Origin of the sequence: Amycolatopsis sp. lyj-84 (assembly GCF_046549075.1) — a bacterium.
Taxonomy (GTDB): Bacteria; Actinomycetota; Actinomycetes; order Mycobacteriales; family Pseudonocardiaceae; genus Amycolatopsis.
In genome coordinates this window covers 656,105-680,320 of the sequence record NZ_JAJPWO010000001.1, presented here as the reverse complement: position 1 = coordinate 680,320, position 24,216 = coordinate 656,105, and the positions used below count along the sequence as shown (strand labels likewise).

The following is a 24,216-nucleotide window of genomic DNA, read 5'->3' as shown; positions in this document are numbered from 1 at the left end:
CCTCGATCGTTGTGGAAACCCCGAATGCGGCGGGAAATCAGCCTTTGACACTGCCGGCGGTGAGCCCGGCGAGGATGTGCCGCTGGAAGGCCAGGAACAGCGCCACCATCGGCAGGCTGGCCAGCACCATGCCCGCGACCAGCACGTTCAGCGGCATGTCGATGGCCACCCGCTGCAGCATCACCGACAGCGTCTGCTTTTCGGTGTCCGGGAACACCAGCAGCGGCCAGATGAAGTCCTTCCACGCGGCCACCACCGCGAGGATCGAGACCACGGCCAGGATCGGCCGCGAGATCGGCAGGATGATGCGCCACAGCGTGCGCACCGGCCCGGCGCCGTCGAGCCGCGCGGCCTCGATCAGCTCGTCCGGGATCTGGTCGAAGAACCGTTTCAGCAGATAGATGTTGAACGCGTTGGCGGCGGCGGGCAGCCAGACCGCGGCCGGTGAGTTGATCAGGTTGACGTGCAGCAGCGGCAGATCGGTGATCGTCACGTAGGTCGGCACCAGCAGCGCCGCCGCCGGCAGCATCAACGTCGCCAGCATGAGCCCCAGGACGACGTTGCCGAATTTCGGCCGCAGCTTCGACAACGCGAACGCCGCGGGGACGTCGATGGCGAGCTGGGCCAGCCAGGCGCCGCCCGCGACGATGATCGTGTTGAGGAAGTACTTGCCGAGACTGAGCTGGTCCCACGCGTCGCCGAAGGTCTCCGGATGCCACTCGTTCGGAATGAACGTCGCCGGCGTCTGCGCGAGCTCCTGCGGTGACTTCATCGCCCCGGTCACCGCCCAGTACAGCGGGAACAAGAACGCGATGACGAACAGGAGCAGGGTGCAGCCGAAGATGACGGCGTACCCGATCTTGCCGCCGGGGCTCCGGAGCGTGCCGGGGGAGACGAGCGTCCTCACGACTGATCCGCCTTCCTGGTCAGGCGCACGTACAGCGCGGAGAACACCCCGAGCGCGACGAACAGCAGCAGGCTCAGCGCGCTGGCCGAGCCGAAGTCGTTGTAGACGAAGGCGTAGCGGTACAGCAGCAGGAGCACGGTGACGGTGGAGTCGTCCGGTCCGCCGCCGGTCATCACATACGGCTCGGTGAACACCTGCATGGTCGCGACGACCTGCAGCAACAGGAGCACCAGCAGGACGAACCGGGTCTGCGGCAAAGTGACGTGGATCAGGCGTTTCCACAGTCCGGCGCCGTCGAGTTCCGCGGCTTCGTAGAGCTCGCCGGGGATCGTGCCGAGCGCGGCGAGGTAGATCAGCGTGGTGCTGCCCATGTTCGCCCACGTCGAGACGAACACGAGCGACAACATCGAGGTGTCGCTCGAGTCGAGCCATTGGCCGCCGGGCAGGCCGACGGCGCCGAGCGCGGAGTTGAACAGACCGGAACCCGGGTCGTAGAACCACTTCCACATCAGGGCGGTGACGACCGGCGGCAGCATCACCGGCAGGTAGACCGCGAGCCGGAAGAACGCCTTGGCGTGGCGCAGTTCGTTGAGCAGCACGGCGGTCAGGAACGGCACCACGAACCCGAAGACCAGCGCGAGCACGGTGAACAGCAGGGTGTTGCGCCAGGCGACCCCGAACAGGGGGTCTTCGAACAGGCGGGTGAAGTTGTCGAACCCGACCCACGACGGCGGGTTGACGAAGTCGACCTGCTGGAAGCTCAGCAGGACCCCGCGCACGATGGGGTACCAGGAGAACAGCGCGAACACCACGAGTGCGGCGCACAGCAGGCCGTATGCGGTGAGGTTCTCCTTGAGCTTGCGGCGCAACCGGTTCCGGCGGCGTTCGGCCGCGGACGCGACCGGGCGACCGGCCCGCGACGAGGACGTCGCGGGCCAGTCGAGGAGGCTACTTGACCTGGGCGAGGACACTGTTGACCTTCGACTCGGCCGACGCGAGCTGCTGGTCGATGTTCGCGTTCCGATCGGTGAGCACCGCCTGCATCACGCTGTCGAGGACGGCGTAGACCTGCTGCGCGTTCGGCGGTTCGATACTGCCCTTGATCCGCGCACTGGCGTCCACATAGGACTGGAAGTTCTCGGCGGGGACGTTGGCGTGCTTGGTCTTGAGCGCGAGCTGCTGATCGCGGACGGCGCCCTGCCAGATGTCCGGCGTCGGCTCGGCGGGCAGGCCGACCGGCTGCTTGCCGTCGACGTACTGCTGGACGTGCTTCTCGAAGCGCTCCGGGTTGAGGTACTTCCAGCGGACCCATTCCAGGCCGGCCTTGATCTTCTCCGGCGAGGCCTTGGGGTTGACCATGTAGCCCTCGCCGCCCAGCAGCGTGCCCTGCCCGCCCGGCATCCCGGCGACGCCGTAGTCCTCGTACTTGCCGTTGAACTGCTTGACCAGCACCAGGACGTTGTCCGGGGCGGCCATGTACATGCCGAGCTGGCCCGCGCCCATCATGCGCTGGACGTCCTGGGCTTCGAGCAGCTGCTTGCTGCCCATGGTGTCGTCGTCCCAGCGCATGGCGCGAAGCTGGTTGAGCGCGGCCTTGCCCTTGTCGTTGTTGAAGGCGGCGACCCATTTGTCGCCGTCCTTGCGCGCGACTTCGCTGCCCATCGAGTACAGCCAGCTGGTCAGGTGCCAGCCGCCCTGGTTGTTCTTGCTGTAGTCGGCGTACCCGACGGTGCCGTTGCCCAGCGCGGCGATCTTCTTCGCGGCCTCGCGGACCTCGTCCCAGGTCTGCGGCGGTTTGTTGGGGTCGAGCCCGGCCTTCTGGAACAGCGGGCGGCTGTAGAGCAGGCCCATGCTGTAGTTCATCGTCGGCAGGCCGTAGAGCTTGCCGTCGGCGCCGCGGAAGTTGTCCAGCAGCTCGGGCTTGAGGTCGCCGAAGTTCTTCAGGCCCTTGGCCGCTTCGGTGATGTCGGCGGCCTGGCGGCGCGCGATGATCTGCGCCGGGTCGGTGAAGTAGACGTAGTAGACGTCTTCGAGCTGACCGCCGGCGAGCTTGGCGGAGAACGTCTTCGGATCCATGAACCCTTCGTGCGGCTCGATGTCGATGTCCGGATGGGTCTCCTCGAACTCCTTGACGTCGGCGTCGAACACGCTGCGCTCGAACGGCTGGCTGGTCGGGGGCTGCCCGGTGACGGTGATCTTGACCTTGCCCCCGGCCCCGGTGCTTTCGCCGGAACCGGAACCGCAGGCGGCGACCCCCAGGGTGAGTCCACCCGCAAGGAGCAGGCAGAACATCCGGCGGCGCACGGCAGGGGACCAAGTGCTGCTCATCTTCAAGCCTCATCTCGGGATCGCGACGGCTGTCACGTGATTGCGGTCACTCTAAAGTGAAGGCCCAGATTTACGCAATAACTCGATGAGAACTTGCAACTTGCCGACAATGACTCTCGCTGGACGACCGCAAGCGCGTGAAGGCCCCCCTTCCCTTGGGCTCAGCCGAGGGAAGGGGGCCTTCACACGCGAAGGGTGGGCCTACCGGCGGGCGGTGGACCCTCGCACCACGAGTTCGGGCGCGAACAGCAGTTCCTCGGCTGCCACCTCGCCGCCGTTTATGCGCTTGACCAGCAGTTCCACCACGGCGCGACCCATCGCCTCGATCGGCTGGCGGGTGGTGGTCAGCGGCGGATCGGTGCAGTTCATCAGGGCCGAATCGTCGTAGCCGACCACCGAGATGTCGTCGGGCACCGACAGTCCTTGCCGCCGGGCCGCGCGGATCGCGCCCAGCGCCAGCAGGTCGCTCGCGCACAGGACGGCCGTCGCACCGCGCGGGTACAGCCGGGCCGCGGCGGCGTGGCCGCCTTCGATGGAGAACATGCCGTGCTCGATGAGTTCGTCCAGGACCGGGAGCCCGAGTTTCCCGGCGTAGGCGCGGAACGCCTCGAGTTTGCGCTGGGAGGGCACGTGATCGGTCGGGCCGAGGACGAGGCCGATCTTCTCGTGCCCTAGTGAGCTCAGGTGCCCGACGACCTGCTCGACGGCGACGGCGTCGTCGCACGAGATCTGCGGCAGCCCGAGGTGGTCGACGGCGGCGTTGATCAGCACCGTCGGCAGGCGGCGCTCGGCGAGATGGTGGTAGTGGGAGTGCACCGCGTCGGCCTGGGCGTACAGCCCGCCGGCGAACACGACGCCGGAAACCTGTTGCTGCAGCAGCAGTTCGACGTACTCCGCCTCCGAGACCCCGCCTGCCGTCCGCGTGCACAGCACCGGGGTGAAACCCTGCTGGGCGAGGGCGTTGCCCATGATCTCGGCCAGCGCGGGGAAGATCGGATTCTGCAGTTCGGGAAGGACCAGCCCGACCAGGCGCGCGCGGTCGCCGCGCAGCTGGGTCGGCCGTTCGTAACCCATCACGTCCAGTGCGGTGAGGACGGCGGCCCGGGTACTGGCGGAGACCCCGGACCGGCCGTTGAGCACCCGGCTGACCGTGGCTTCGCTGACCCCGACCTTGAGGGCTACTTCGGCAAGACGACGCGTCATGCGTGAAACTTTACCGCAAGCGAACGCAAGACCTAGACATTCTTGATCGGTGCGGTGGGCTCCTTCGCGACCCGGAAATCCCGGGAAGAAGGAACGAGCGCGGCGGCGGCCGGAGCGGCGAAACAGACCACGGCGCACACCGCCAGCACGGGCGCCGCCCCGAACTGGCTGATCGCGGGCGCGATGAACGCCAGCCCGGCGGGCGCCAGGCCGTAGGAGAACAGGAAGTCCAAAGAGGACACCCGCGCGAGCTTCCCCGGCTCGACCTCCCGCTGGGTCGCGGTGAACCACGGGACGTTGAACAGTTCGATGCCCAGACCGGCGACGGCGTAGGCGGCGATGACGAAGGCCGGGTGCACCGGGAACAGCAGGCTCAGTGGCGCGAAGCCGTAACAGCCGAGTCCGATCAGTGCCGCCCAGCCTTGCCGCTTCGGGCGCCAGCGCGCGATGACGACGGCGCCCGCGAGCGCGCCGAGCGTGTACGCGGTGAGTCCGGCGGCCAGGACGGCTTCGGTGTCGTAGCGGTCGCGGCTGACCAGCGGCAGGACGACGCCGGTCGCGGAGTAGCCGGTCGCGATCACGGCGGTCAGCGCGCCGAGCCCGGCCAGGAACCAGGGGTGACGGCGGGCTTCGCGGAGTCCGTCGGCGAACTCGCCGAAGAAGCGGGTCTTGGTCGCGGACGGGGTGGGCGTGAAGGTGCCTCGCGGCGGGATCAGTGCCGCGCCCAGCCAGAGCGCCCCGGTCCCGATCACCAGGACCGACGTCGAGGCGAAAGCGGCGAGTAGAGCAGTGAGACCAGGGGCGACCAGCGTCGTGACCCGGACGGCCAGTGTCATCGCGGCGTTGGCCTGCTGGCGCTGATCCTCGGCGATCACTTCGGCGGTCAGCGCCTGGAACGCCGGGCGGCACGCGCCCTGGCCGACGCCGACGACGGCGGCCGAGGCGGCCATCAGCAGAACGGACCGGCCCATGCCGACCGCGATCAGGGGAGTGGCGAGACCCGCGATGAGGCCTGCCCAGAGCACGACCTGACGGCGGGAATGCCGGTCCGCGAGCACCCCTGCCACGGGTACGGCCACGAGGAATCCCGCGGTGCGCGCGGCCAGCACGATGCCGAGGTCGACGGCCGAAAGCGACCGTTCGAGCACTGCCAGTCCGAGGATGAACGGCAGCGCCCAGGTCGCCAGCCCGGAGGCGGTGTTCCCGGTCCAGAGCCGTACGAACGACAGGCTGCGGAACACCGGGGTCCGGGTCTGCACGGTGTCGTCGGTCACGCGGATCGCACCTCAACTCACTTGAAATCGGTAATCGTTGTCGGTAAGCCTATCGGGTGACACTCGAAGGCTGGAGGAACCATGGCATTTCCCGTACGGCTGGCGACCGCGTCCGTCGTCATGGCGTTGGTCGCGGGCTGCGCCACCGGCACATCTGATCAGGGCGCGCCAGGCGCCGCCGCACCGGGCGCGATCGAAAGCTGCGGCAAACGCTCGACGTTCGCCGCCGTGCCGAACCGCGTCGTCGCCTTGGACCAGTCCTCGACCGAGACCCTGCTGGCCTTGGGCGCGGGCGCCAAGATGGCCGGGACGGCCAACTTGAAGACGAAGGTTTCGCCGGAGCACGCCGCGGAGTACGCGAAGATCCCGGTGCTCTCGCCGAAGGTCCTCACCGCAGAACCGTTGCGTGCGGCGAATCCCGACTTCGTGACGGCCTCCTTCAAGGAGCTCTTCACCGCCGACCGCGCGGGCACCCGTGACGAACTGGAGGCCCTCGGCGTTCCCACCTATGTCAGCGCGGTCAACTGTCCCGACGGCACCACCGGCGCGTTCGAGCGGCTGTTCCGCGACTACGAGAACCTCGGCAAGGCCCTCGGCGTCGCCGATCGCGCCGGTGAGCTGGCGACCGCTCAGCGCGCACTGCTCGCCGAAGCCCGGGGGAAGGCCGCGAAACGACCGCAGGGCCTCAAAGTCGCGTGGGTCTACTCGGTGTTCAAGGACGTTCCCTACGTCGCCGGGCGGACCGGGATGCCGAGCGAGATGAGCCGGATTTCCGGCGTCACCAACGTCTTCGACGACATCGACCAGGAATGGCCGGAGGTCTCGTGGGAGGCGATCGCCGACCGCGCCCCCGACGTCGTCGTGATCGGTGATCTGTCCGAACGGGGCAACCCCGGTGACACCGCCGACGAAAAGCTCGCGATGATGCGCGCGCATCCGGTCCTCTCGAACCTGCCCGCGGTGCGCGACGGCAAGATCATCAAGCTGCCGGGGATCGAACTCGACGCCTCCGTCCGGACGGTCAACGCCTTGCGCGCCTTCGGCTCCGGGCTCGACGCCCTCGGTCATGGCTGACCCGGCGCTGCTCGACCCCGCCGTCGATCCGGTCGTCGAGGACCGTCCCGCCGCACCGGCGAAGGCGCGGCGTCACGGACTGCTTTTCGCGGCCTGGCTGGTCCTGCTGATCGTGTCGCTGGTCGTCGCGACGCGCGCCGGACTGGGGAGCGGCATCGGCTGGGCGGAACTCGGCCGGGCCGCCGGCGTACGGCTCGGTCTTCCCGTCCAGCCACTGCCCCGGCTGGCCGATTCGCTGATCTGGGATCTCCGGGTGCCGAGGGTGCTGCTGGCGGCGTTGGTCGGAGCGGTGCTGGCGGTCTGCGGCGCGGCCCTGCAGAGCGTCACCCGCAACGCGCTCGCGGATCCGTACCTGCTGGGCGTCTCCTCGGGCGCGTCCACCGGCGCGGTCGTCGTGGTCGTGCTCGGGTTCGCCGGGTCCCAGCTGGGCGTCACCGGTGGCGCGTTCGCCGGGGCGCTGATCTCGTTCGGGCTGCTCATGCTCCTGTTGCGCCGCCGGGGCGTCGACTCGATGCGGATCGTGCTGACCGGGGTCGTGGTCGCCGAACTGTTCGCCGCGCTGACCTCGCTGGTGATCATGTCCTCCGGTGACGCGGACAGCACGAGGGCGCTGGCCCACTGGCTCCTCGGTTCGCTGGCGCCCGCCCGGTGGCAGTCGGTCGTCGTCTGCGCCGTCGCCGCCGCGATCGGGCTGCTGGTGATCTGGTCGTGCTCGGCGGCGCTGGACGGCTTCGCGTTCGGCTCGGACACCGCCGCGTCGCTGGGTATCGACGTCCGTACGACCCGGACCGTGCTGCTGGTGACGACGTCCCTGCTGACCGCGGTCGCCGTGGCCGCGGTGGGTGCCATCGGGTTCGTCGGGCTGATCGTCCCGCACGGGGTCCGGTTCCTGGCCGGGCCGTCGCACCGGCTGCTGCTGCCGCTTTCGGCGATGGCCGGGGCGGTGTTCCTGGTGTGGACCGACGCGGTGGCGCGAGTCCTGTTCACGCCGCTGGAAGTGCCGGTCGGGGTGTTCACCGCGCTGGTCGGCGTTCCGTTGTTCCTGCTGGTGCTGCGGAAACGAGGAGAACTGTGAGGATCGAAGCCCGCGGGGTCGCCTGGGGTGTGCCCGGCAAGGCGATCGTGCGCGACGTCGATCTCGTCGTCGAGGCGGGGGAGACCGTCGGCATGATCGGGCCGAACGGCTCCGGCAAGTCGTCACTGCTGCGTTGTCTCGCGGGACTGCGGGCCCCGACGGCGGGCGCGATCCGCTACGACGGGGCCGACATCTCCACCTGGTCGGCGCGGACGAGGGCGCGGCACACGGCGTTCGTCGAGCAGAGCGCCGAGACCGACAACGACCTGTGCGTCGCCGAGGTCGTGATGCTCGGCCGGACGGCCTTCCGGTCCCGGTGGCGGGCGCCGGACGCGACGGACCGGGCGATCGTCACGGCGGCGCTGGAGCGGCTCGACCTCGGAGCGCTGGCCGACCGGCCGTGGAAACAGCTCTCCGGCGGGGAGCGCCAGCGCGCCCATCTGGCGCGGGCGCTCGCGCAACGTCCCTGGGCGCTGCTGCTCGACGAGCCGACCAACCATCTCGACGTCCGCCATCAGCTGGAGTTGATGGATCTCGTCGCCGGGACCGGGCAGACCGTCGTGATCGTTCTGCACGACCTCACACTGGCCGCGCGATACTGCGATCGTCTGGTCTTGATGAGTGCCGGAACGATCGTCGCGGACGGCCCGGCCAAGGACGTCCTCACCGCGTCTTCGCTGCGCGAAGTATTCGAAGTGGACGCCGAAATCGGCCCTGACCAGGACGGCCGTCTCTCCGTCCGCTACCGGGGAGCGAGCCGAAAGGATAACGAACAGATAACGCGGTGATCCGCGACCGATCCCAGTCCGTAGTACCGGATATGCCCGGGGCGTCATCGATGCGCGACAGAGGGCCCGGTCGCGCTCTACTCTGCCTCCCGTGCGCATGCTGACCCCGGCCCGAGGCCCGGTCCGGCGCCTCCGGGGCGGGGCCGTGGGGGTGCTGACCGGCATCTTGGCGACCGGTGCCCACTTCGGCACCAGCGGCCGCGTCCCCGACCTGGGCGTGATCGTGCTGCTCGTCGCCCTGCTGAGCTGGGTGGCGTACGCGTTCGCGGGACGGCAGCGCGGTCCGCTCGCCATCCTCTGCCTGGTGGCGGGCGGGCAGGCGGCGATGCACGTCTCTCTCGCCTTCCTGACCTGGGAATCGCATACGCACCACGCCGAAACCCCGGACAACGGCCTGCTCATGACGGCCGGGCACGCCGCCGCGACCCTCGTGGTGGTCACGGTGCTGGCCGGCGCCGAGCGCATGCTGTTCGCCCTGATGACGCTGATCGCGTCGGTCCTCCCACGCCGCCTGACGCCGCGGCCCGCGACAGCGCCGTTGCGCATCCACGTCCCGCTCGCGGTGAAGTACCCCGCGACCGAGGCACTCCTGCGGGACGTGCTTTCTCGGCGCGGCCCGCCGGTGTCGTTCGCCTGATCCCCGAAACCCTGCCGAGACCCCCGTCCAGGCAGGGCTCAGCACGCGTGCCGTGACGACCCCGGCGCGCGGCGCAGGCGCACGCCTCCCCACCGACGCCTCAGGAGTTCCCCCATGGCAACACAAACCGAACCGACCACGAGCCCACCGCGCGCGTCAGCCTGGCGCGGACTGTTCCTCCGGCTCCACTTCTACGCCGGCGTTCTCGTCGGCCCGTTCGTCCTCATCGCCGCACTCACCGGTGTCCTGTACGCGGCCACCCCTCAGATGGAGTCCTGGGTCTACTCGGACCAGCTACGGGCACCCGTCGGGCTGAACCAGGTCTCGCTCGCCGATCAGGTCAAAGCGGCACAAGCGGCCAACCCCGGCGGTGATCTGGTCGCGGTCCGCCCCGCCCCCGAACCGGGCGACACGACCCGCGTGCTGTTCGCCGAGGAAGGACTCGGCGAGTCCGAACGACGCGCGGTCTTCGTCGACCCCGCCACCGCGCAAGTACGCGGTGATCTCGTCGCGTACGGCTCGAGCGGCGCCTTGCCGCTCCGGACCACGCTCGACCAGTTGCACCGCAACCTGCTGCTCGGCGAACCGGGACGGCTCTACAGCGAACTCGCCGCGTCCTGGCTGTGGGTGGTCGCGTTGGGCGGTCTCGTGCTGTGGGTGAGCCGCCGTCGGACCCGCCGCGCCGAAAAGGCCGCGAAAGCGGAGTCTCCGCGCGGGAAGTCCGTGCGCCGTCACGGATCCGTCGGCCTGTGGGTGCTGCTCGGCGCGTTGTTCCTGTCCGCGACGGGATTGACGTGGTCGACGTACGCGGGCGAGAACGTCTCTTCGCTGCGTGAATCCCTCGGCTGGTCCACTCCCGCGTTGAAGGTGACGGGCACCGATGAGCACGCCGGTCACTCGGGGCACGGGGAAGCGCCCTCCGCGCCCGTCCCGGCGCGGCCCGAGAGCGTGGACGCGATGCTGGCCTCCGCCCGCGCCGCCGGGATCGACGCGGCCTCGGTCGAGATCGGGCTGCCCACGAAACCCGGCTCTCCCTGGCAGGTGGCGGAAGTCGAACGCGGCTGGCCGACACAGGTCGACGCCGTCGCGGTCGACGGCACCACCGGCCAGATCCTCGGCGAGGTGCGGTTCGACGACTACCCGCTGATGGCGAAGCTCGCCCGCTGGGGGATCGACGCGCATATGGGCGTGCTTTTCGGCTGGCCCAACCAGATCGCGTTGCTCCTGCTCGGCGCCGGTCTGGTCACGCTGGTCGTCCTCGGCTACCGGATGTGGTGGCAGCGCAGGCCGACCCGGGCCACCGGGCTGACCTTCGGGCGGCCCATCCCGCGCGGGCAATGGCGGAAGGCGCCGCCCGCGCTGGTGGTGGGACTCGTCGTCCTCGCCGCCGCGATCGGCTGGTTCGTGCCGTTGTTCGGCATCAGCCTGCTGGCGTTCCTGGTGATCGACCTGCTGCTGGGCCTGCGGTCCGGCCGCCGGTCCAAACCGGACACCACCGACGTCACCGTGTGACCTCGACGCCGGTGAGACCGACGCTCGCCGCCCACGACCGGGCGGCGAGCGCGGTGTCGGCCAGCCTCCCGCGAACGGGTTCCAGCCGGGGTTCGCCGCGCAGCCCGAACACGCGGGGGCCGAACATCTCCCCGCCGCGCACGGCCGGGTCGAGCACCGCCCTGACGGCGGGCCACGCCCCGGCTTCCTTGCCCTGCAACAGAAGCCCGGCCGGGAACTTCCGCCCGCCCGGCGCCGGGTGCACCGGCCTCGACGGGGTCAGGGAGTCGAGCGCGCCGCCGGGATGGTCGACGACGCTGAGCACCGTGCTCCCGGCCGCGCGCAGCCGCCGGTCGAGTTCGAAGGCGAACAGCATCTGTGCCAGCTTCGAGCGCGCGTAGGTGCGTTTGGGCTGGTAGTCCCGCTTGGTCTGGAGGTCGTCCAGGTCGAGTTCGGCGGACTTGCCCACGAAACTGCCCGTGGTGACGACGCGGCCCGCCTCCGCCGCTTCGAGCAACGGCATCAGGTGGTGCACCAGGACGAAATGCCCGAGATGGTTGGTGGCGAACGTCATTTCGTGGCCCTCGGCGGTCTCTTGCCTGGGCTGCTCCTCCAGGAGCACGCCCGCGTTGCAGACGACGGCGTCGAGCCGCTCGGCAGTCAAAGTGTCCACAGAGGATTTGATGGACGAAAGATCCGAGAGATCCAGCCGCAGGTGCCCGAGTTTCGCGTCCGGCACCTGGGAACGGATCGACGCCATCGCGGCGTCGGCCTTGGCGGCGTTCCGGGAGCCCAGGAGGACGGTGGCGCCGGTTCCGGCGAGCTGTTCGGCGACGAAATAGCCGATCCCCGCGTTGCCGCCGGTGACCAGGAAGGTCTTGCCGTCGGCGCGAGGCAGGTGGTGGACGTCCCAGTGTGTCATGCTGGCCCCTGTTCAAAGTCGAAGTCATTCCGAATATACACACGCTCCGAGTTCGGAGTGGGTTCGATGTATTGTGGGTCGCATGGGACAGACCGAGCCGGGCAGGCGTGAACGCAAGAAGGCGGCGACCCGTCAGGCCCTCTCCGTTGCGGCGCGAGAACTCTTCCTGGAGAGGGGCTTCGACAACGTCACCGTCGCGGAGATCGCCGATGCCGCGGACACCGCCGTGTCGACGCTGTTCGCGCACTTCCCGGGTGGCAAGGAGGCGCTGATCCTCGGCCACGGGCAGGAACGGGAAGCGGCGCTGGCCACGGCGGTGCGCGACCGCGCCGAGGGCGTCTCGATCCTGCAGGCGTTGCGGGACTTTCTCGCGACGCGCGGCCCGTTCGACCCGGCTCCCGACCCGCTGTCGCGCCGGGTCGCGGATCTGGTGATCGCCACACCGGCGTTGCGCGCCTATGCCAGGACACTGTGGACTGGCTGCGAGGACTCGCTCGCGAAGGTCATCGCCGAAGAGTCGGGCCAGGACGACTTCTCCGTCCGGCTGCTGGCCCGCTATGTCCTGGAGATCCCGGACCTGGCGGGCACGGAGCCCGCTCCGGCCGTGGCGCTGGACGCCGCCTTCGTCTTTCTGAGGAGGGGCTGGCCGGGGTTCTGAGCGGCTAGCCTGGCGAGATGAAGGGTCTGCTTTTGCGACTGTCCGCGGTGGACGCCGACGCGGAAGCCGCGGTCCGGGTCATCGCCTATTTCGACGAACTCGTGGCCCGGCAGGCCCGCCTGTCCGATCTGGTGCGTGCCACCGCGTCGCTCGCGGACTGTGTGGCCGGGCTGAGCCGGGACGGGCTCCCGGCGCCACTGCGATTCACCCCGGACGGCGAGCGCGCCGCCGACGCGGTGGCCGAACCCGCGTCGGCCGATCTCGGTGAGCCACTGGGGAAGGCCTGGCTGGAGCGGGCCGGTTCGCCGGGACCGCTCGACGATCTCGTGCTGGAACGGTTCGCGATGGCCGCCCGTGTCCTCGGCCGTGCCGAACCCGGCGGGAGTGCGCCGCAGCTGGCGGATCCCGCGCTGGTCGAGTTGCTGCTGGGGGAGCGAGCCGCCGAGGAAGACCGCGCCAGGGCGCTCCGGCTGCTCGGACTGGACGCCGGGCGGCCGGTCCGGGTGGTGGCCGTCGGCACCGAAGACGAGCGTGATCCCGGGGTGGCCGCGGTCGGGCTCCTGGCCCGGGGCGGTTCGTTGCCCCGGCTGCACGTCGCGGCCGTCGGAGAGGTCGCCGCGGTCCTGATGCAACCGCGCGACGACTCGGCGGTCGCCTCGCTGCGGTCCGCGCTCGCCGACCGGGCACGCGAACGCGACACCTCCGGTGGTGTGCGGGTCGGTGTCGGGGACGCGGTGCCCGGCCTCGAAGCCCGCCGGTCGTGGCTGCAGGCCCGGCTGGCCGAACGCTTCGCCGTCCCCGCGGTGGAGCCGGTTGTGGTGCACGGTGACCTGGGTTCGCTCACCCTGCTCGCCGAGGTTTCGGTGGCACGGTTACGCGAGCAGGACGACGTCCGGGCCCTGGACACGCTCGCCGCGACACCGACCGGGGCGGCCGATGTCGCGGCGCTGGAAGCGTTCTGCCGCACGGGATCGCTACGGCAGGCGGCCGTCGCGCTGCACCGCCACCACAGTTCGGTGTCGGCGCGCCTGGCCCACGTCGAGGACGCGCTGGGCTGGCGGCTGGACGAACCCGGCGACCGCTTCCGCGCCCGCCTCGCGTTGCTCGCCCGCCGCCTTGCCCAGCGAGGCTAGACGTCGAGGGCGCGCGCGAGCACGGCGAGTGCTTCGGCGGCCTCGCGTTTGCTCACGGTGGCGTGCTCCACCGCGGACGAACCGTGGAACGTGCCGGGGAACAGGTGCAGTTCGGTGGTGACCCCGGACGCCAGCAGCGCTTGGGCGTAGGCGATCCCTTCGTCGCGCAGCGGGTCGAACTCCATCACCGAGACGTACGCGGGCGGCAGACCGCTCAGGTCCACCGCCCTGGCGGGCGCCGCGTAGACCGGGACGTCCGCGCCGCCGCGGACCCCTTTGCCGAGGTAGGAGTCCCAGCTGACCTCGGCCCGCGGCCGGTTCCACTGTGGAGTGTCGACGAACGCCCGCATGCTCGGCGTCTCCAGCCTGTCGTCGAGTTCCGGCACCCCGAGGTACTGGAACAGGATCGCCGGGCCGCCCCGGTCGCGGGCCAGCAGTGCGAGGGCCGCGCACAGCCCGCCACCGGCACTGATGCCGTGGATCGCGATCCGGGCCGGGTCGACACCGAGTTCGGCAGCGTTCTTCGCGACCCAGGTGAGCGCCGCGTAGCAGTCTTCGAGCGGTGCGGGGTAGGGCGCTTCCGGTGCGAGCCGGTAGTCGACCGCCACCACCACGACACCGAGTTCCCGGGCGAACCGGACGTTGTTCGAGTGGTCGATCTCGAGGTCGCCGACGATGAATCCGCCGCCGTGGACGTCGAGGATCGCGGCGGGCGCGGCGATCCGGTCGGGGGTGTAGATCCGCACCCGGACGTCAGGAGCACCCTCGGGGCCGGGAATCAGTTCGTCGCGGACGGCGACTCCCGTCGTGTCCACCTCGCCCCGCATCTCGGCGAACACGGTCTTGAGCAGTTCGCGGGCGGCCGGGATGTCGTCGAGGGACACCTTGGGCAGCAGCGGGACGGCCGGGGCGATTTCCGGATCGAACGCGTAGGTCATCGGTCGCACTCCTGACGTGGCATGAGGTTCTGCCACCGAGTGTGGCCGCCCCGGCCGCCCGGTTTCATCCGCCACGCGTCGCGGAAGCGGGCTCTTTCACCCGCCGGACGTGCGCCGTGCCGAGGTCCTCGGTCGGGACGTCGTGCGTCTCGCGCGCGGTGACCGCGGCGGCCGCGCTGAGCAGGCAGACCGCGGCGGTGAAGACGGCGACGCCGAGCCAGTCGTCCTTCCCCGAGCCGATCGCGGCCACCACACTCGGGGCGAATCCGGCGATGGCGAACCCGATCTGGGTGCCGATCGCCATCCCCGAGAGGCGGACCTTGGCACTGAACATCTCGCCGTAGAACGACGGCCACACCCCGTTGACGGCACTGTAGGCCACCCCGAACAGCAGGATGCCGACGGTGAAGATCAGCGGATACGCACCGTCCGAAATCGACCACAGGTACGGGAAGATCAGCACCGCGCAGGCGAGACAGCCGGCGATGAACACCGGTTTGCGTCCGATCCGGTCGGAAAGCCCCGCCAGGAAGGGGATCGCGAGCAACGCGGCGACGTTGGCCAGTACGCCGACCCACAGGATCGGCCCGCGTTCCAGTCCGATCGTGTTGACCGCGTAGCTCAGCGCGTAGACGGTGAAGATGGTGCTGACGGAGGCGATCGTGGCCGCGGCGACGACGCGGAGCACGTCCCTCCAGTGTGTCCGGAAGAGCACGGCGACCGGCAGCTTGGCGACGTCGGACCTGTTCTGTTCGAACACCGGGGTCTCGTCGATCTTGCGGCGGATCACGAACCCGACCACCACCACGACCGCGCTGCACCAGAACGGGATCCGCCAGCCCCAGGTGAGCAACTGCTCCTGGGGGAGTGCGGCGATCGGCAGGAAGACGGCGGTGGCGAGGATCTGGCCCGCCTGCGTGCCGCTGAGGGTGAAACTCGTGTAGTAGCCGCGGCGGTGGGGCGGCGCGTGCTCCATCGACATCGAGTTGGCACCGGCCTGCTCGCCCGCGGCCGAAAGTCCTTGCAGCAGGCGGAGAACCACCAGCAGGACCGGGGCGAGGACGCCGATCGAGGCGTACGTCGGCAGGCAGCCGACGAGGAACGTCGTGGCGCCCATCAGCAACAGCGTGAACACCAGGACCTTCTTGCGGCCGAGCCGGTCGCCGACGTGCCCGAGCACGAACGCGCCGACCGGGCGGGCGAGGTACCCGACGCCGAAGGTCGCCAGCGCGAGCAGTGTTCCGGTGGCGGGGGAGGAAGCCGGGAAGAAGACCTTGTTGAACACCAGCGCGGCGGCGGTTCCGTAGATGAAGAAGTCGTAGTACTCCAGCGCACTGCCGATCCAGGCGGCGAGTGCGGCCTTGCGGGGCATGCCTTGCGTGACAGGGGAGGGAGGGACCACGTCGGCGCTCCTGAGTTTATGTACGATCTAGTTAGTTAATACAGCGTGCGAGACGGTGCCCTGGTTGTCAAGAGCCGGGGCTTCAGGCCGTCAGGTACTCGATCACCAGGTCGCCCAGCATCAGGCGATAGTGATCGCGGCGCGCGGGGTCGAGCATGTCGCGGCCGAAGATCGCGGAGAAGGTGTGCCGGTTCGCGAGGCGGAACACGCAGAACGAGCTGATCACCATGTGCACGTCGAGCGCGTCGACGTCGTCGCGGAACCGGCCGGCTTCACGGCCGCGGCCGAGGATGCGGGCGAGGACGTCGAGTGCGGGATTCGCCATGCCGGACAAGGCTTCCGAGCGTGCGATGTGCTCGCCGTGGTGGATGTTCTCGATGCTGACGAGGCGGATGAAGTCCGGGTTCGCCTCGTGGTGATCGAAGGTGAGCTCGGCCAGCTGGCGGATCGCGTCCTCGGGTTCGAGGTGATCGACGTCCAGGTCCTGTTCGAGGGCGCGGATGGTGGCATACGCCCGCTCGAGCGCGGCGACGTAAAGCTGTTCCTTGCCGCCGAAGTAGTAGTAGATCATCCGCTTCGTGGTGCTCGTGCGCGCGGCGATCTCGTCGACCCTCGCGCCGGCGTAACCCTTGTCGGCGAACTCCCTGGTGGCCACCGCGAGGATTTCGGCGCGGGTGCGTTCCTTGTCGCGCTGGCGCTCGACCTCGGACGACGGTGCGGCCACCTGACTCCCTTCGAACCGCTGGTGGGGCCCCACTCTAGCGCAGCCCTTCTCGCGTCGGCCCGTTCGAGCTACAGTGAACTCACTAGTTCGTACATTAAGGGAGGATCTTGGTGACCAGTCATCTCATCGGCTTGGTCGGCACCGGCATCGGGCCGTCGCTGAGCCCCGCGCTGCACGAACGGGAAGCCGATGAACTCGGGCTGCGCTATCTCTACCGGCGGCTCGACCTCGACGTGCTGAGGATGCCGATCGGCGAGGTGCTGGCCGCCGCGCGGGCCACGGGTTTCGACGGGCTCAACATCACGCATCCGGTGAAGCAGCGGGTGCTGCCGTACCTCGACGAGATCGCGCCCGACGCCGCGGCGCTCGGCGCGGTGAACACGGTGGTGTTCCGCGAGGGGCTGGCGACCGGGCACAACACCGACGCGACCGGGTTCGCCCGCAACCTCACCCAAGGGCTGCCCGACGCCGACATGGACACGGTCGTCCTCCTCGGCGCGGGTGGTGCGGGCGCCGCCGTGGCCCACGCCCTGCTCTCGCTGGGGACCGGGCGGCTGATCGTCCACGACGTCGACTCCGCGCGTGCCGGGACCCTGGTGGCCGGACTGCGGAAGCGTTTCGGTGACGACAGGGCACTTTCCGGCTCCCTGGACGACATCCGGGCCGCCGACGGTCTCGTCCACGCGACCCCGACCGGGATGGCCGCGTATCCGGGATCGCCGGTTCCCGTCGAGTCGCTGCGCCCGGGGATGTGGGTCGCCGACATCGTGTACCGGCCGCTGGAGACGACGTTGCTGAAACAGGCGCGGGAGCGCGGATGCCGGACGTTGCACGGCGGCGGCATGGTGGTCTTCCAGGCGGCGGACTCGTTCCGCCTGTTCACCGGCGCGGAGCCGGACGCCGACCGGATGCTCCGGCATTTCGAAGCGCTGGAAGGGAAACCCGCCCATGTCCGGTGACACCGCCATCGCGACCGTCTGCCTGTCCGGCACCCTCGAGGACAAACTCGCCGCGGCCGCCGCGGCCGGGTTCGGCGGTGTCGAGATCTTCGAAAACGACCTGATCGCGTCACGGCGGTCGCCGTCGGAGATCCGGCGGCTCTGTGCCGATCTCGGGCTCAGGATCGATCTCTACCAGCCTTTCCGCGATTTCGAGGCGGTGCCGCCGGACGTGCTCCGGGCGAATCTCCGCCGGGCGCGACGGAAGTTCGACCTCATGGCCGAACTCGGGGCGGACACCGTCCTGGTCTGTTCGTCGGTCTCGCCCGACGCCGTCGATGACGACGACCTCGCCGCTTCGCAGTTGCATGAGCTCGCCGAAGCGGCAGGGGAGCGCGGAATCCGCGTCGCCTACGAAGCGCTCGCGTGGGGCCGGTTCGTGAACACCTACGAGCACGCGTGGCGCATCGTCCGGCGGGCCGATCACGCGGCCCTGGGGGTCTGCCTCGACAGTTTCCACATCCTTTCGCGACGCAGTGATCCCCGCGCGATCCGGACGATCCCGGGGGAGAAGATCTTCTTCCTGCAGCTGGCCGACGCGCCCTTGCTGGACATGGACGTGCTGCACTGGAGCAGGCATCACCGGCTCTTCCCGGGCCAGGGCGCGTTCGACCTGGCCGCGTTCACCGGTCATGTGCTGGCAGCGGGCTATCAAGGGCCGCTTTCGCTGGAGGTCTTCAACGACGTCTTCCGGCAGGCGGATCCGCGTCCTGCGGCCGTCGATGCCATGCGTTCCCTGATCGCCTTGCGGGAATCCGTTGGCATGCTCGAGGTTCCCGAGGCGCCTCGCTTGGACGGGCACGCGTTCCCGGAACTCTCCGTTCCGGGAACGGTGCTCACGACTCTCGGTTTCACGCATACCGGAACACACCGCACGAAGCCGGTTCAGCTGTGGCAGCAGGGATCGGCGCGGGTATTGGTGAACGAGACTACCGCGGACGGCGCTATCAGCGCTCTTGGCTTGGTGAGTTCGGACCCGGCCGGATCCGCGCGGCGAGCGGAGGCGTTGCTCGCGCCCGTGTCGCCCCGGCCCGCCGTCGCCGCGCCGGACGGAACCGAAATCGTCTTCTGCGACAACGATGAATGGCTTCGCGACTTCGTTCCGGCCGAGACGGCTTCGGCGGGCATGGGAATCACCGGCATCGACCACGTCGCCCTGACGCAACCCTTCGATCACTTCGACGAGGCGACGCTGTTCTACCGTTCGGTGCTGGGGCTGAGGCCTGACGCGGTCTCGGAGTTCGCGGCGCCGTTCGGGCTCGTGCGCAGCCGGTCGGTCGGCGATCAGGGCGTTCGTCTGACGTTGGACAGCGCCCTGGTGCGGCGAGGAGAGTGGGCGCCGGGAGTGCCTTCGCCGCAGCACATCGCTTTCGCCTGCGAGGACGCTCTCGCCGCCGCGCGCGCCATGAGAGAGTCTGGTGCGCCTTTGCTGGAGATTCCCGGGAACTACTACGACGATCTCGATGCCCGGTTCGACCTGCCTTTCGCCGCCGAATTGCGGGAGAACTCGGTGCTGTACGACCGCGACCCGTCCGGTGAGTTCCTGCATTTCTGTACCGAGCTGGTCGGGTCGCGGGTGTTTTTCGAGGTGGTGCAACGGATCGGCGGGTATCGCGGGTACGGCGTCGTGAACACGCCCGTCTACATGACGGCGCATCGGGAACGACGACTGAGTCTGGCGCGCTAGTTTTGTCGGTGGCCGGTTGTAGGTTCCGTCCGTGGCTACTTCCCATGCCGAACTTTCGGCGATATTCGAGGAAATGACCGGTCCGGACCGTTTGGAGGAGATCAATGCTTTAGTGGGTTCCTTGGACGACAAGGATTCCGTGCAGGTCGCGAAAGAGGTCAGTGCCGCTCTCGCGCGTCTTGAGGCTGTCCGGTTCCGGGCTTTGTCGCGGTTGAGCGAGCTGCGTGGCGGCGCGCGGAGTGTGGTGCAGGAAGTGGCGATGAACCTGTTCCTCGTGGACGGTTTCGCCGGCTCCCTGGTGGCGACGGGAGTCGCGCTGACGTCACGGTTGCCGCGGACGTTGTCCTTGATGGATCAGGGAAAGGTAGGTGGTTTCGCCGCGCAGAAGGTGGCCGAGGCGACCGCGTGGCTGTCCGATGAGGACTCCTTGCTTGCGGACGCGATGCTGGAGTCGAGGCTGCCGGAGAAGAACAGCGAGCAGGTCCGCAAGGCGGCGAGCTACGCGGCGATGAAGGCCGACCGATCCGGTGCCGACAGGCACGCGACCGAGCGCAGGAAAGGCCGTCGCCTGTCCGTGTCGCAAGGTGAGGCCGGAGTCGCGTCGATCGAGGTGGTGGACGGTCCGGTCGAGAAGGTCACCGCCGCCCACAAGCGAATCCACCGGGAGGCCCGCGCGCTGCGGAATCAGGGTGACACGAGGACGATGGACCAGCTCCGGGCCGACATCGCCTTGGACCTGCTTCTGGGTGGTCAGGGCGGGGTCTCCGAGCGCACCGAGGTGTTCCTGTACATGGACCTCGCCACTTATCTGGGCATGAACGACGATCCGGTGAAGATGGCCGGGCACGGCTACCTCCCCGCGGAGCTGGGCCGCCACATCGCCGGCGGGCCGAACACCGTGCTCCGGCGCATCATCACCGACCCGCTCAGCGGCCAGGCCCAAGACCTCGGCAGAACGCGGTATCGCCCCGACGCGGCAACGGCCGAGTTCGTGCGCGTGCGGGATCGCGAATGCCGAAGACCCGGCTGCGACCGGGCCGCCCACTCCTGCGAACTCGACCACTCGATTCCCTGGCAGTTCCAGGGTGAGACGAACGTCGCCGACCTGGTCAGCTACTGCACCCGTGACCACCGGCTGAAGGACGAACCCGGCTGGATCTACCGTCTCGACCCCGATGGCAGCCTCACCGTCACCACCCCGACCGGACACACCCACACCAGCACACCCCCGCCGCTGCACGAACCACGGCAGGGACGGCCGCCGTTCTGAGCCGTTGCCGCTGTGCGGCGAATCGAGTGCTGGATGCTGCTGGCTGTTGAGCTGTTGCCGCGGAACGGCAACGTTGAAGGCGGGTTTTCGCGTTTCGAGCGTGCTGGGGTTCCTCTGCCGCACGGGTGAGTGCGTTGCCGCGAAACGGCTACGTGCGCGCGACTTGCCTGAGGCGCGTTGGGTGGCTGACGCAACCTTGGCCGCCGCCGGGTTCAAGCTCGGCGTTGTGGGCTGCGCGAAACGGAAAAGCTGCGGTTGGTTCACGCAGTGCGGGTGGCGTGTTGCCACCAAGTGGCGAAACTTGGATTCCGGTTCTTTGGTCGTCGCCGCGGAACGGCAACATCCCCCCATCCGAGACCAGCCGCGCGCCCTCCAGGACCAGCCCGCGTTCGGAACCCGGGCCCGCCAGGTTCAGAACCCGATGGGCAGCCCCGCGTAGTTCTCCGCCAGCCCCGCCCGGCCCGCCTCACTCCGCGCCAGCCAGCGCAGTTGCGATAGCTGCAACTGCCGGTCGAACGGGTCGTCCGATCGGTGCAGCATCGTCGTCATCCACCAGGAGAAGTGCGTACACCGCCAGACCCGGCGCAGTGCGGTGTCGGAGTAAGCGTCGGCGAGCGTGGAGTCCTTGTCCCGCAGCAAAGCCGTCAGCGCGGGGGCGAGGAGGGCGACGTCGGCGACGGCGAGGTTGAGGCCCTTGGCGCCGGTGGGCGGCACGATGTGCGCGGCGTCCCCGGCGAGGAACAGGCGGCCGTGGCGCAGGGGTTGCTGCACGAAACTGCGCATGGGCAGCACACTCTTGTCGGTGATCGGCCCGGGCGTGAGGGTCCAGCCGTCCTGGCCGTGGCCGAGCCGGGTCGCGAGTGCCTCCCAGATCCGTTCGTCGGACCAGGTGCCGATGTCGGTACCGTTGGGCACCTGCAGATAAAGCCTGCTGACGGTGGCCGAGCGCATCGAGTGCATGGCGAAACCGTCGGGATGCCAGGCGTAGATCAGCTCGTCGGTCGATGGGGCGACCTCGGCGAGGACGCCGAGCCACGAGTACGGGTAGGTGCGCTCCCAAGTCTGCTTCGCGGCGTCGGGAATCGCGGTGCGGCAGGGCCCGAAGGAGCCGTCGCAGCCGACGACGACGTCGGCGTCCAGCCTCTCCGGTGTGCCGTCCGGGCCGGTGAAGGTGACGTAGGGCTTGTCCGTTTCGAGGTCGTGCACGGCTGTGTCGGTGACCTCGTAGTAAATCTGCTGCCCGGCAGCCGCGCGTGCCTTGCCGAGGTCCTTGGTCACCTCGGTCTGGCCGTACACGGTGACACTTCGCCCGACGAGGTCCACGAAGTCGAGATGGTGCCGTTCCTCCGGCCATTGCAGGTAGATGCCGCGGTGTTCGTCGCCCTCGCGGTCGAGCCGGTCGGCGAGCCCGGCCTCGCGGAGGAGGTCCACTGTGGACTGTTCGAGGATGCCCGCCCGGATCCGCGCCTCGACGTACTCGCGCGAGCGGGTCTCCACGATCACCGACTCGACACCCGCCAGATCGAGCAGATGCGACAGGAGCAGGCCGGCGGGGCCGGCACCGACGATGGCGACTGGGGTGCGCATGACCGGAGTGTGGTCGCGTGGCCGACGAACTCCTAGCGTTCGCTTCCGCTCAGTGAAACTCGTAGGCTCCGGCCGATGCCGGCGGCCGCCACCTGGAGCGCGGATACCAGCCGTGCCCGGCCGCGGCTCAGATCCGGGATGACCAGGCCGAGCGCCGCGACGACGTCGCCGCCGGTGGACGGCCGGATCGGGACGGCGACCGAGCAAGCACCCTGGCTCATCTCCTCGACGGTCTGCGCGTAGCCCTCGCGGCGGATGCGCCGCAACTGCTCACGCAGCCGCCCGGGCTGTGTGATGGTGTACGGCGTGATGCGGGTCAGCGAGGCGAGCACCTGCCGCTGGACGTCCTCCGGAGCCCAGGCCAGCAGGACCTTCCCGACCCCGGTGGCGTGCAGCGGCAGCCGCCCGCCGATCCGGCTGACCACCGGCACCGACGCGTTCCCGGACAGCCGGTCGAGGTAGAGCACCTGACCGCCGTCCCGCTCGCCGAGATGCACGGTGGCACCGGTCGCGCCGTAGAGATCCTGGAGGAAGGGGGCCGCGACCTGCCGCAGTTCGAACTGGACGGGGGCGAGCAGGCCGAGATTCCACAGCCGTCTGCCGATGGCGTAGCGATCCTCGCGCCGTTCCAGCGCGTCCAGGCCCACGAGTTCGCGGGCGAGCCGGTGCGCGGTGGGCAACGGCAGACCGGCGCGGTTCGCGAGTTCGGTCAGGGACAGCTCGCGGTGGTCGACGTCGAAGGCGCCGAGCAGCGCGAACGCCCGCGAGGTGACACTGGCTCCCGGCGTGGAGAGGTTCCCAGGCATCCGGTCATTCTCTCACTGAGCGGAATCAGGGCAGGAGAGCCAGCCCGACCCAAAGCCCGGCGACGGCGAGCACGATGGACGCCGGGACGGTGAGCAGCCCGAGCCGGGTGAACTCGCCCAGATCGGCCCGGGTGTCGTGCCGGTGCAGGATCCGCCGCCACAACAGCGTGGCCAGCGAGCCGACGTAGGTGAGGTTCGGGCCGAGGTTGACCCCGATCAGCACGGCCAGCACCACCGGCGTCCCGCCCACGGCGGCGAGCGGCAGCAGCACGAGCACCGCGGGCAGGTTATTGATCAGGTTGGCGAGCACGGCCGCCACCGCGGCGGCGCCGAGCAGCCCGAGGAAGGTGCTGGACGTCGGCACGAGGTGGCTGAGCGCCTCGTCCAGTCCATTGTCGACGACGGCGCGGACCACGATCGCCAGTGCGAGCACGAACGCGAGGAAGGGGATGCTCGCCGAGCGCACGATCGCGGCGGGGGAGGTCCGCCGTTGCGCGAGGGCGCGGCAGGCCAGGACGGCGGCACCGGCGAACGCGGCCCAAGCGGGGCTGAGATCCAGCAGCGACGTGACCACGAACCCGGCCAGCGTGAGGCCGAGGACGACCAGGACGAACGTGGGGACCTTCCCGGCCGGGACCTCTTTTCCTCCGCGAGGCTTCGCCGCGAGGTCGGCGGCGAAGAACCGGCGGAACACCAGGTACTCGGTGAGGACCGCCGCGAGCCAGGGCAAGGTCATCAGCGCGGTGAACCGGAGGAACGAGATACCGGTCGCGGCGACGGCGAGCAGATTGGTCAGATTGGACACCGGCAGCAGCAACGAAGCCGAGTTCGCCAGATGCGTGCAGGCGTAGGCGTGCGGTTTGGCCCGCGCGCCCATCCGCGCGGCGGTGGCGAACACGACCGGGGTCAGCAGGACGACGGTGGCGTCGAGACTGAGCACGACGGTGACGGCCGCCGCCACGACGAACACCGCGGGCAGCAGCCGCCGCGGCTTTCCCCGGCTGAACCGGGCCATGAGCGTCCCGGCCGCTTGGAACAGCCCTTCGTCGTCGCACAAGCGGGCCAGAACGAGCACCGCGGCGAGGAAACCGACGACAGGGGCGAGTCTGGCCACCTCGTCGAGGGCGTCGGGAACCGAGATCGCCCCGACCGCCAGCACGATCACGGCGGCGGGAACGGCGGCGACGGCCTCCGGCAGACCGCGTGGCCGGATCACCGCGAAGGCCAGGACGACCAGCAGGAGCGCGATGGACACCATCTCGCCGGGAATGCCTGTCAGTGCGAACCTCCTCGGTGTGAAGCCGACTTCGGCAA

Annotated in this window: 22 protein-coding genes; 10 read left to right on the top strand and 12 right to left on the bottom strand. The window is 69.5% G+C overall.

Going from position 1 to position 24,216, the window contains the following annotated elements:
* Positions 1 to 37: 37 nt before the first annotated feature.
* From ACLJRM_RS03445 to ACLJRM_RS03425, 5 genes are all read right to left on the bottom strand, one after another.
* Entirely contained in the window at positions 38 to 907 is an 870-nt protein-coding gene (locus ACLJRM_RS03445; protein ID WP_101608293.1) for a carbohydrate ABC transporter permease, read from the bottom strand.
* The gene (locus tag ACLJRM_RS03440) at positions 904 to 1,878 is read right to left on the bottom strand and encodes a carbohydrate ABC transporter permease (RefSeq protein ID WP_101608292.1); all 975 of its coding nucleotides are present in this window, start codon (positions 1,876 to 1,878) and stop codon (positions 904 to 906) included. Before ACLJRM_RS03440 ends, ACLJRM_RS03445 begins: the two co-directional genes overlap by 4 nt.
* The gene (locus ACLJRM_RS03435) at positions 1,856 to 3,235 is read right to left on the bottom strand and encodes an ABC transporter substrate-binding protein (protein ID WP_410662223.1); all 1,380 of its coding nucleotides are present in this window, start codon (positions 3,233 to 3,235) and stop codon (positions 1,856 to 1,858) included. The genes ACLJRM_RS03440 and ACLJRM_RS03435 overlap by 23 nt, the downstream gene beginning before the upstream one ends.
* Positions 3,236 to 3,436: 201 nt before the next feature.
* Positions 3,437 to 4,438, bottom strand: coding sequence for a LacI family DNA-binding transcriptional regulator (locus tag ACLJRM_RS03430; RefSeq protein ID WP_101608290.1), 1,002 nt, complete (start codon positions 4,436 to 4,438; stop codon positions 3,437 to 3,439).
* A 32-nt stretch (positions 4,439 to 4,470) separates the two neighbouring features.
* Entirely contained in the window at positions 4,471 to 5,679 is a 1,209-nt protein-coding gene (locus tag ACLJRM_RS03425; protein ID WP_410662436.1) for an MFS transporter, read from the bottom strand.
* 114 nt (positions 5,680 to 5,793) lie between these two features.
* Here ACLJRM_RS03425 and ACLJRM_RS03420 point away from each other — a divergent pair, with 114 nt between their 5' ends.
* From ACLJRM_RS03420 to ACLJRM_RS03400, 5 genes are all read left to right on the top strand, one after another.
* Positions 5,794 to 6,786 (top strand): ABC transporter substrate-binding protein, encoded by a 993-nt coding sequence (locus ACLJRM_RS03420; protein WP_410662222.1) that lies wholly within the window; start codon positions 5,794 to 5,796, stop codon positions 6,784 to 6,786.
* Complete coding sequence (locus ACLJRM_RS03415; protein WP_410662221.1) at positions 6,779 to 7,861, top strand: FecCD family ABC transporter permease; 1,083 nt, start codon at positions 6,779 to 6,781, stop codon at positions 7,859 to 7,861. The genes ACLJRM_RS03420 and ACLJRM_RS03415 overlap by 8 nt, the downstream gene beginning before the upstream one ends.
* Entirely contained in the window at positions 7,858 to 8,649 is a 792-nt protein-coding gene (locus ACLJRM_RS03410) for an ABC transporter ATP-binding protein (RefSeq protein WP_410662220.1), read from the top strand. Before ACLJRM_RS03415 ends, ACLJRM_RS03410 begins: the two co-directional genes overlap by 4 nt.
* 97 nt (positions 8,650 to 8,746) lie before the next feature.
* A complete protein-coding gene (locus tag ACLJRM_RS03405; RefSeq protein WP_410662435.1) occupies positions 8,747 to 9,286 on the top strand; it encodes a hypothetical protein in 540 nt (179 codons plus the stop codon).
* A 114-nt stretch (positions 9,287 to 9,400) separates the two neighbouring features.
* Entirely contained in the window at positions 9,401 to 10,798 is a 1,398-nt protein-coding gene (locus ACLJRM_RS03400) for a PepSY-associated TM helix domain-containing protein (protein WP_101608285.1), read from the top strand.
* Here the strand turns inward: ACLJRM_RS03400 and ACLJRM_RS03395 are convergent.
* Complete coding sequence (locus ACLJRM_RS03395; RefSeq protein WP_410662219.1) at positions 10,788 to 11,699, bottom strand: SDR family NAD(P)-dependent oxidoreductase; 912 nt, start codon at positions 11,697 to 11,699, stop codon at positions 10,788 to 10,790. The genes ACLJRM_RS03400 and ACLJRM_RS03395 overlap by 11 nt on opposite strands.
* An 82-nt stretch (positions 11,700 to 11,781) precedes the next feature.
* Between ACLJRM_RS03395 and ACLJRM_RS03390 the strand changes: the two genes are divergently transcribed.
* Positions 11,782 to 12,357 carry a TetR/AcrR family transcriptional regulator gene (locus tag ACLJRM_RS03390; protein WP_410662218.1) on the top strand — a complete coding sequence of 192 codons (576 nt, stop codon included), beginning with the start codon at positions 11,782 to 11,784 and terminating at the stop codon, positions 12,355 to 12,357.
* Positions 12,358 to 12,374: 17 nt separating this feature from the next.
* Positions 12,375 to 13,490: a helix-turn-helix domain-containing protein gene (locus ACLJRM_RS03385; RefSeq protein WP_410662217.1), complete on the top strand. Its 1,116-nt coding sequence runs from the start codon at positions 12,375 to 12,377 to the stop codon at positions 13,488 to 13,490.
* On the opposite strand, the gene ACLJRM_RS03380 is transcribed toward ACLJRM_RS03385, so the two are convergent.
* The 3 genes from ACLJRM_RS03380 to ACLJRM_RS03370 form a co-directional block, all read right to left on the bottom strand.
* Positions 13,487 to 14,428, bottom strand: a complete 942-nt coding sequence (locus ACLJRM_RS03380; RefSeq protein ID WP_410662216.1) for an alpha/beta hydrolase — start codon at positions 14,426 to 14,428, stop codon at positions 13,487 to 13,489. The two genes, ACLJRM_RS03385 and ACLJRM_RS03380, sit on opposite strands and share 4 nt — an antisense overlap.
* 64 nt (positions 14,429 to 14,492) lie before the next feature.
* A complete protein-coding gene (locus ACLJRM_RS03375; protein WP_410662434.1) occupies positions 14,493 to 15,800 on the bottom strand; it encodes an MFS transporter in 1,308 nt (435 codons plus the stop codon).
* 112 nt (positions 15,801 to 15,912) lie between these two features.
* Positions 15,913 to 16,554: a TetR/AcrR family transcriptional regulator gene (locus ACLJRM_RS03370; RefSeq protein ID WP_101608279.1), complete on the bottom strand. Its 642-nt coding sequence runs from the start codon at positions 16,552 to 16,554 to the stop codon at positions 15,913 to 15,915.
* Between the two features lie 110 nt (positions 16,555 to 16,664).
* Here ACLJRM_RS03370 and ACLJRM_RS03365 point away from each other — a divergent pair, with 110 nt between their 5' ends.
* From ACLJRM_RS03365 to ACLJRM_RS03355, 3 genes are all read left to right on the top strand, one after another.
* Entirely contained in the window at positions 16,665 to 17,513 is an 849-nt protein-coding gene (locus ACLJRM_RS03365; protein WP_410662215.1) for a shikimate dehydrogenase, read from the top strand.
* Complete coding sequence (locus ACLJRM_RS03360; RefSeq protein ID WP_410662214.1) at positions 17,503 to 19,239, top strand: bifunctional sugar phosphate isomerase/epimerase/4-hydroxyphenylpyruvate dioxygenase family protein; 1,737 nt, start codon at positions 17,503 to 17,505, stop codon at positions 19,237 to 19,239. The genes ACLJRM_RS03365 and ACLJRM_RS03360 overlap by 11 nt, the downstream gene beginning before the upstream one ends.
* Before the next feature lie 73 nt (positions 19,240 to 19,312).
* A complete protein-coding gene (locus ACLJRM_RS03355; protein WP_410662213.1) occupies positions 19,313 to 20,509 on the top strand; it encodes a DUF222 domain-containing protein in 1,197 nt (398 codons plus the stop codon).
* 411 nt (positions 20,510 to 20,920) lie between these two features.
* Here ACLJRM_RS03355 and ACLJRM_RS03350 read toward each other — a convergent pair whose 3' ends face one another.
* The 3 genes from ACLJRM_RS03350 to ACLJRM_RS03340 are packed head-to-tail and all read right to left on the bottom strand — an operon-like array spanning position 20,921 to position 24,160.
* Complete coding sequence (locus ACLJRM_RS03350) at positions 20,921 to 22,096, bottom strand: 4-hydroxybenzoate 3-monooxygenase (protein WP_410662212.1); 1,176 nt, start codon at positions 22,094 to 22,096, stop codon at positions 20,921 to 20,923.
* Between the two features lie 32 nt (positions 22,097 to 22,128).
* The gene (locus ACLJRM_RS03345) at positions 22,129 to 22,902 is read right to left on the bottom strand and encodes an IclR family transcriptional regulator (RefSeq protein WP_101608274.1); all 774 of its coding nucleotides are present in this window, start codon (positions 22,900 to 22,902) and stop codon (positions 22,129 to 22,131) included.
* A 25-nt stretch (positions 22,903 to 22,927) separates the two neighbouring features.
* On the bottom strand, positions 22,928 to 24,160 hold the full coding sequence (locus ACLJRM_RS03340) for an SLC13 family permease (protein WP_101608273.1): 1,233 nt from the start codon (positions 24,158 to 24,160) through the stop codon (positions 22,928 to 22,930).
* Between the last annotated feature and the right edge of the window lie 56 nt (positions 24,161 to 24,216).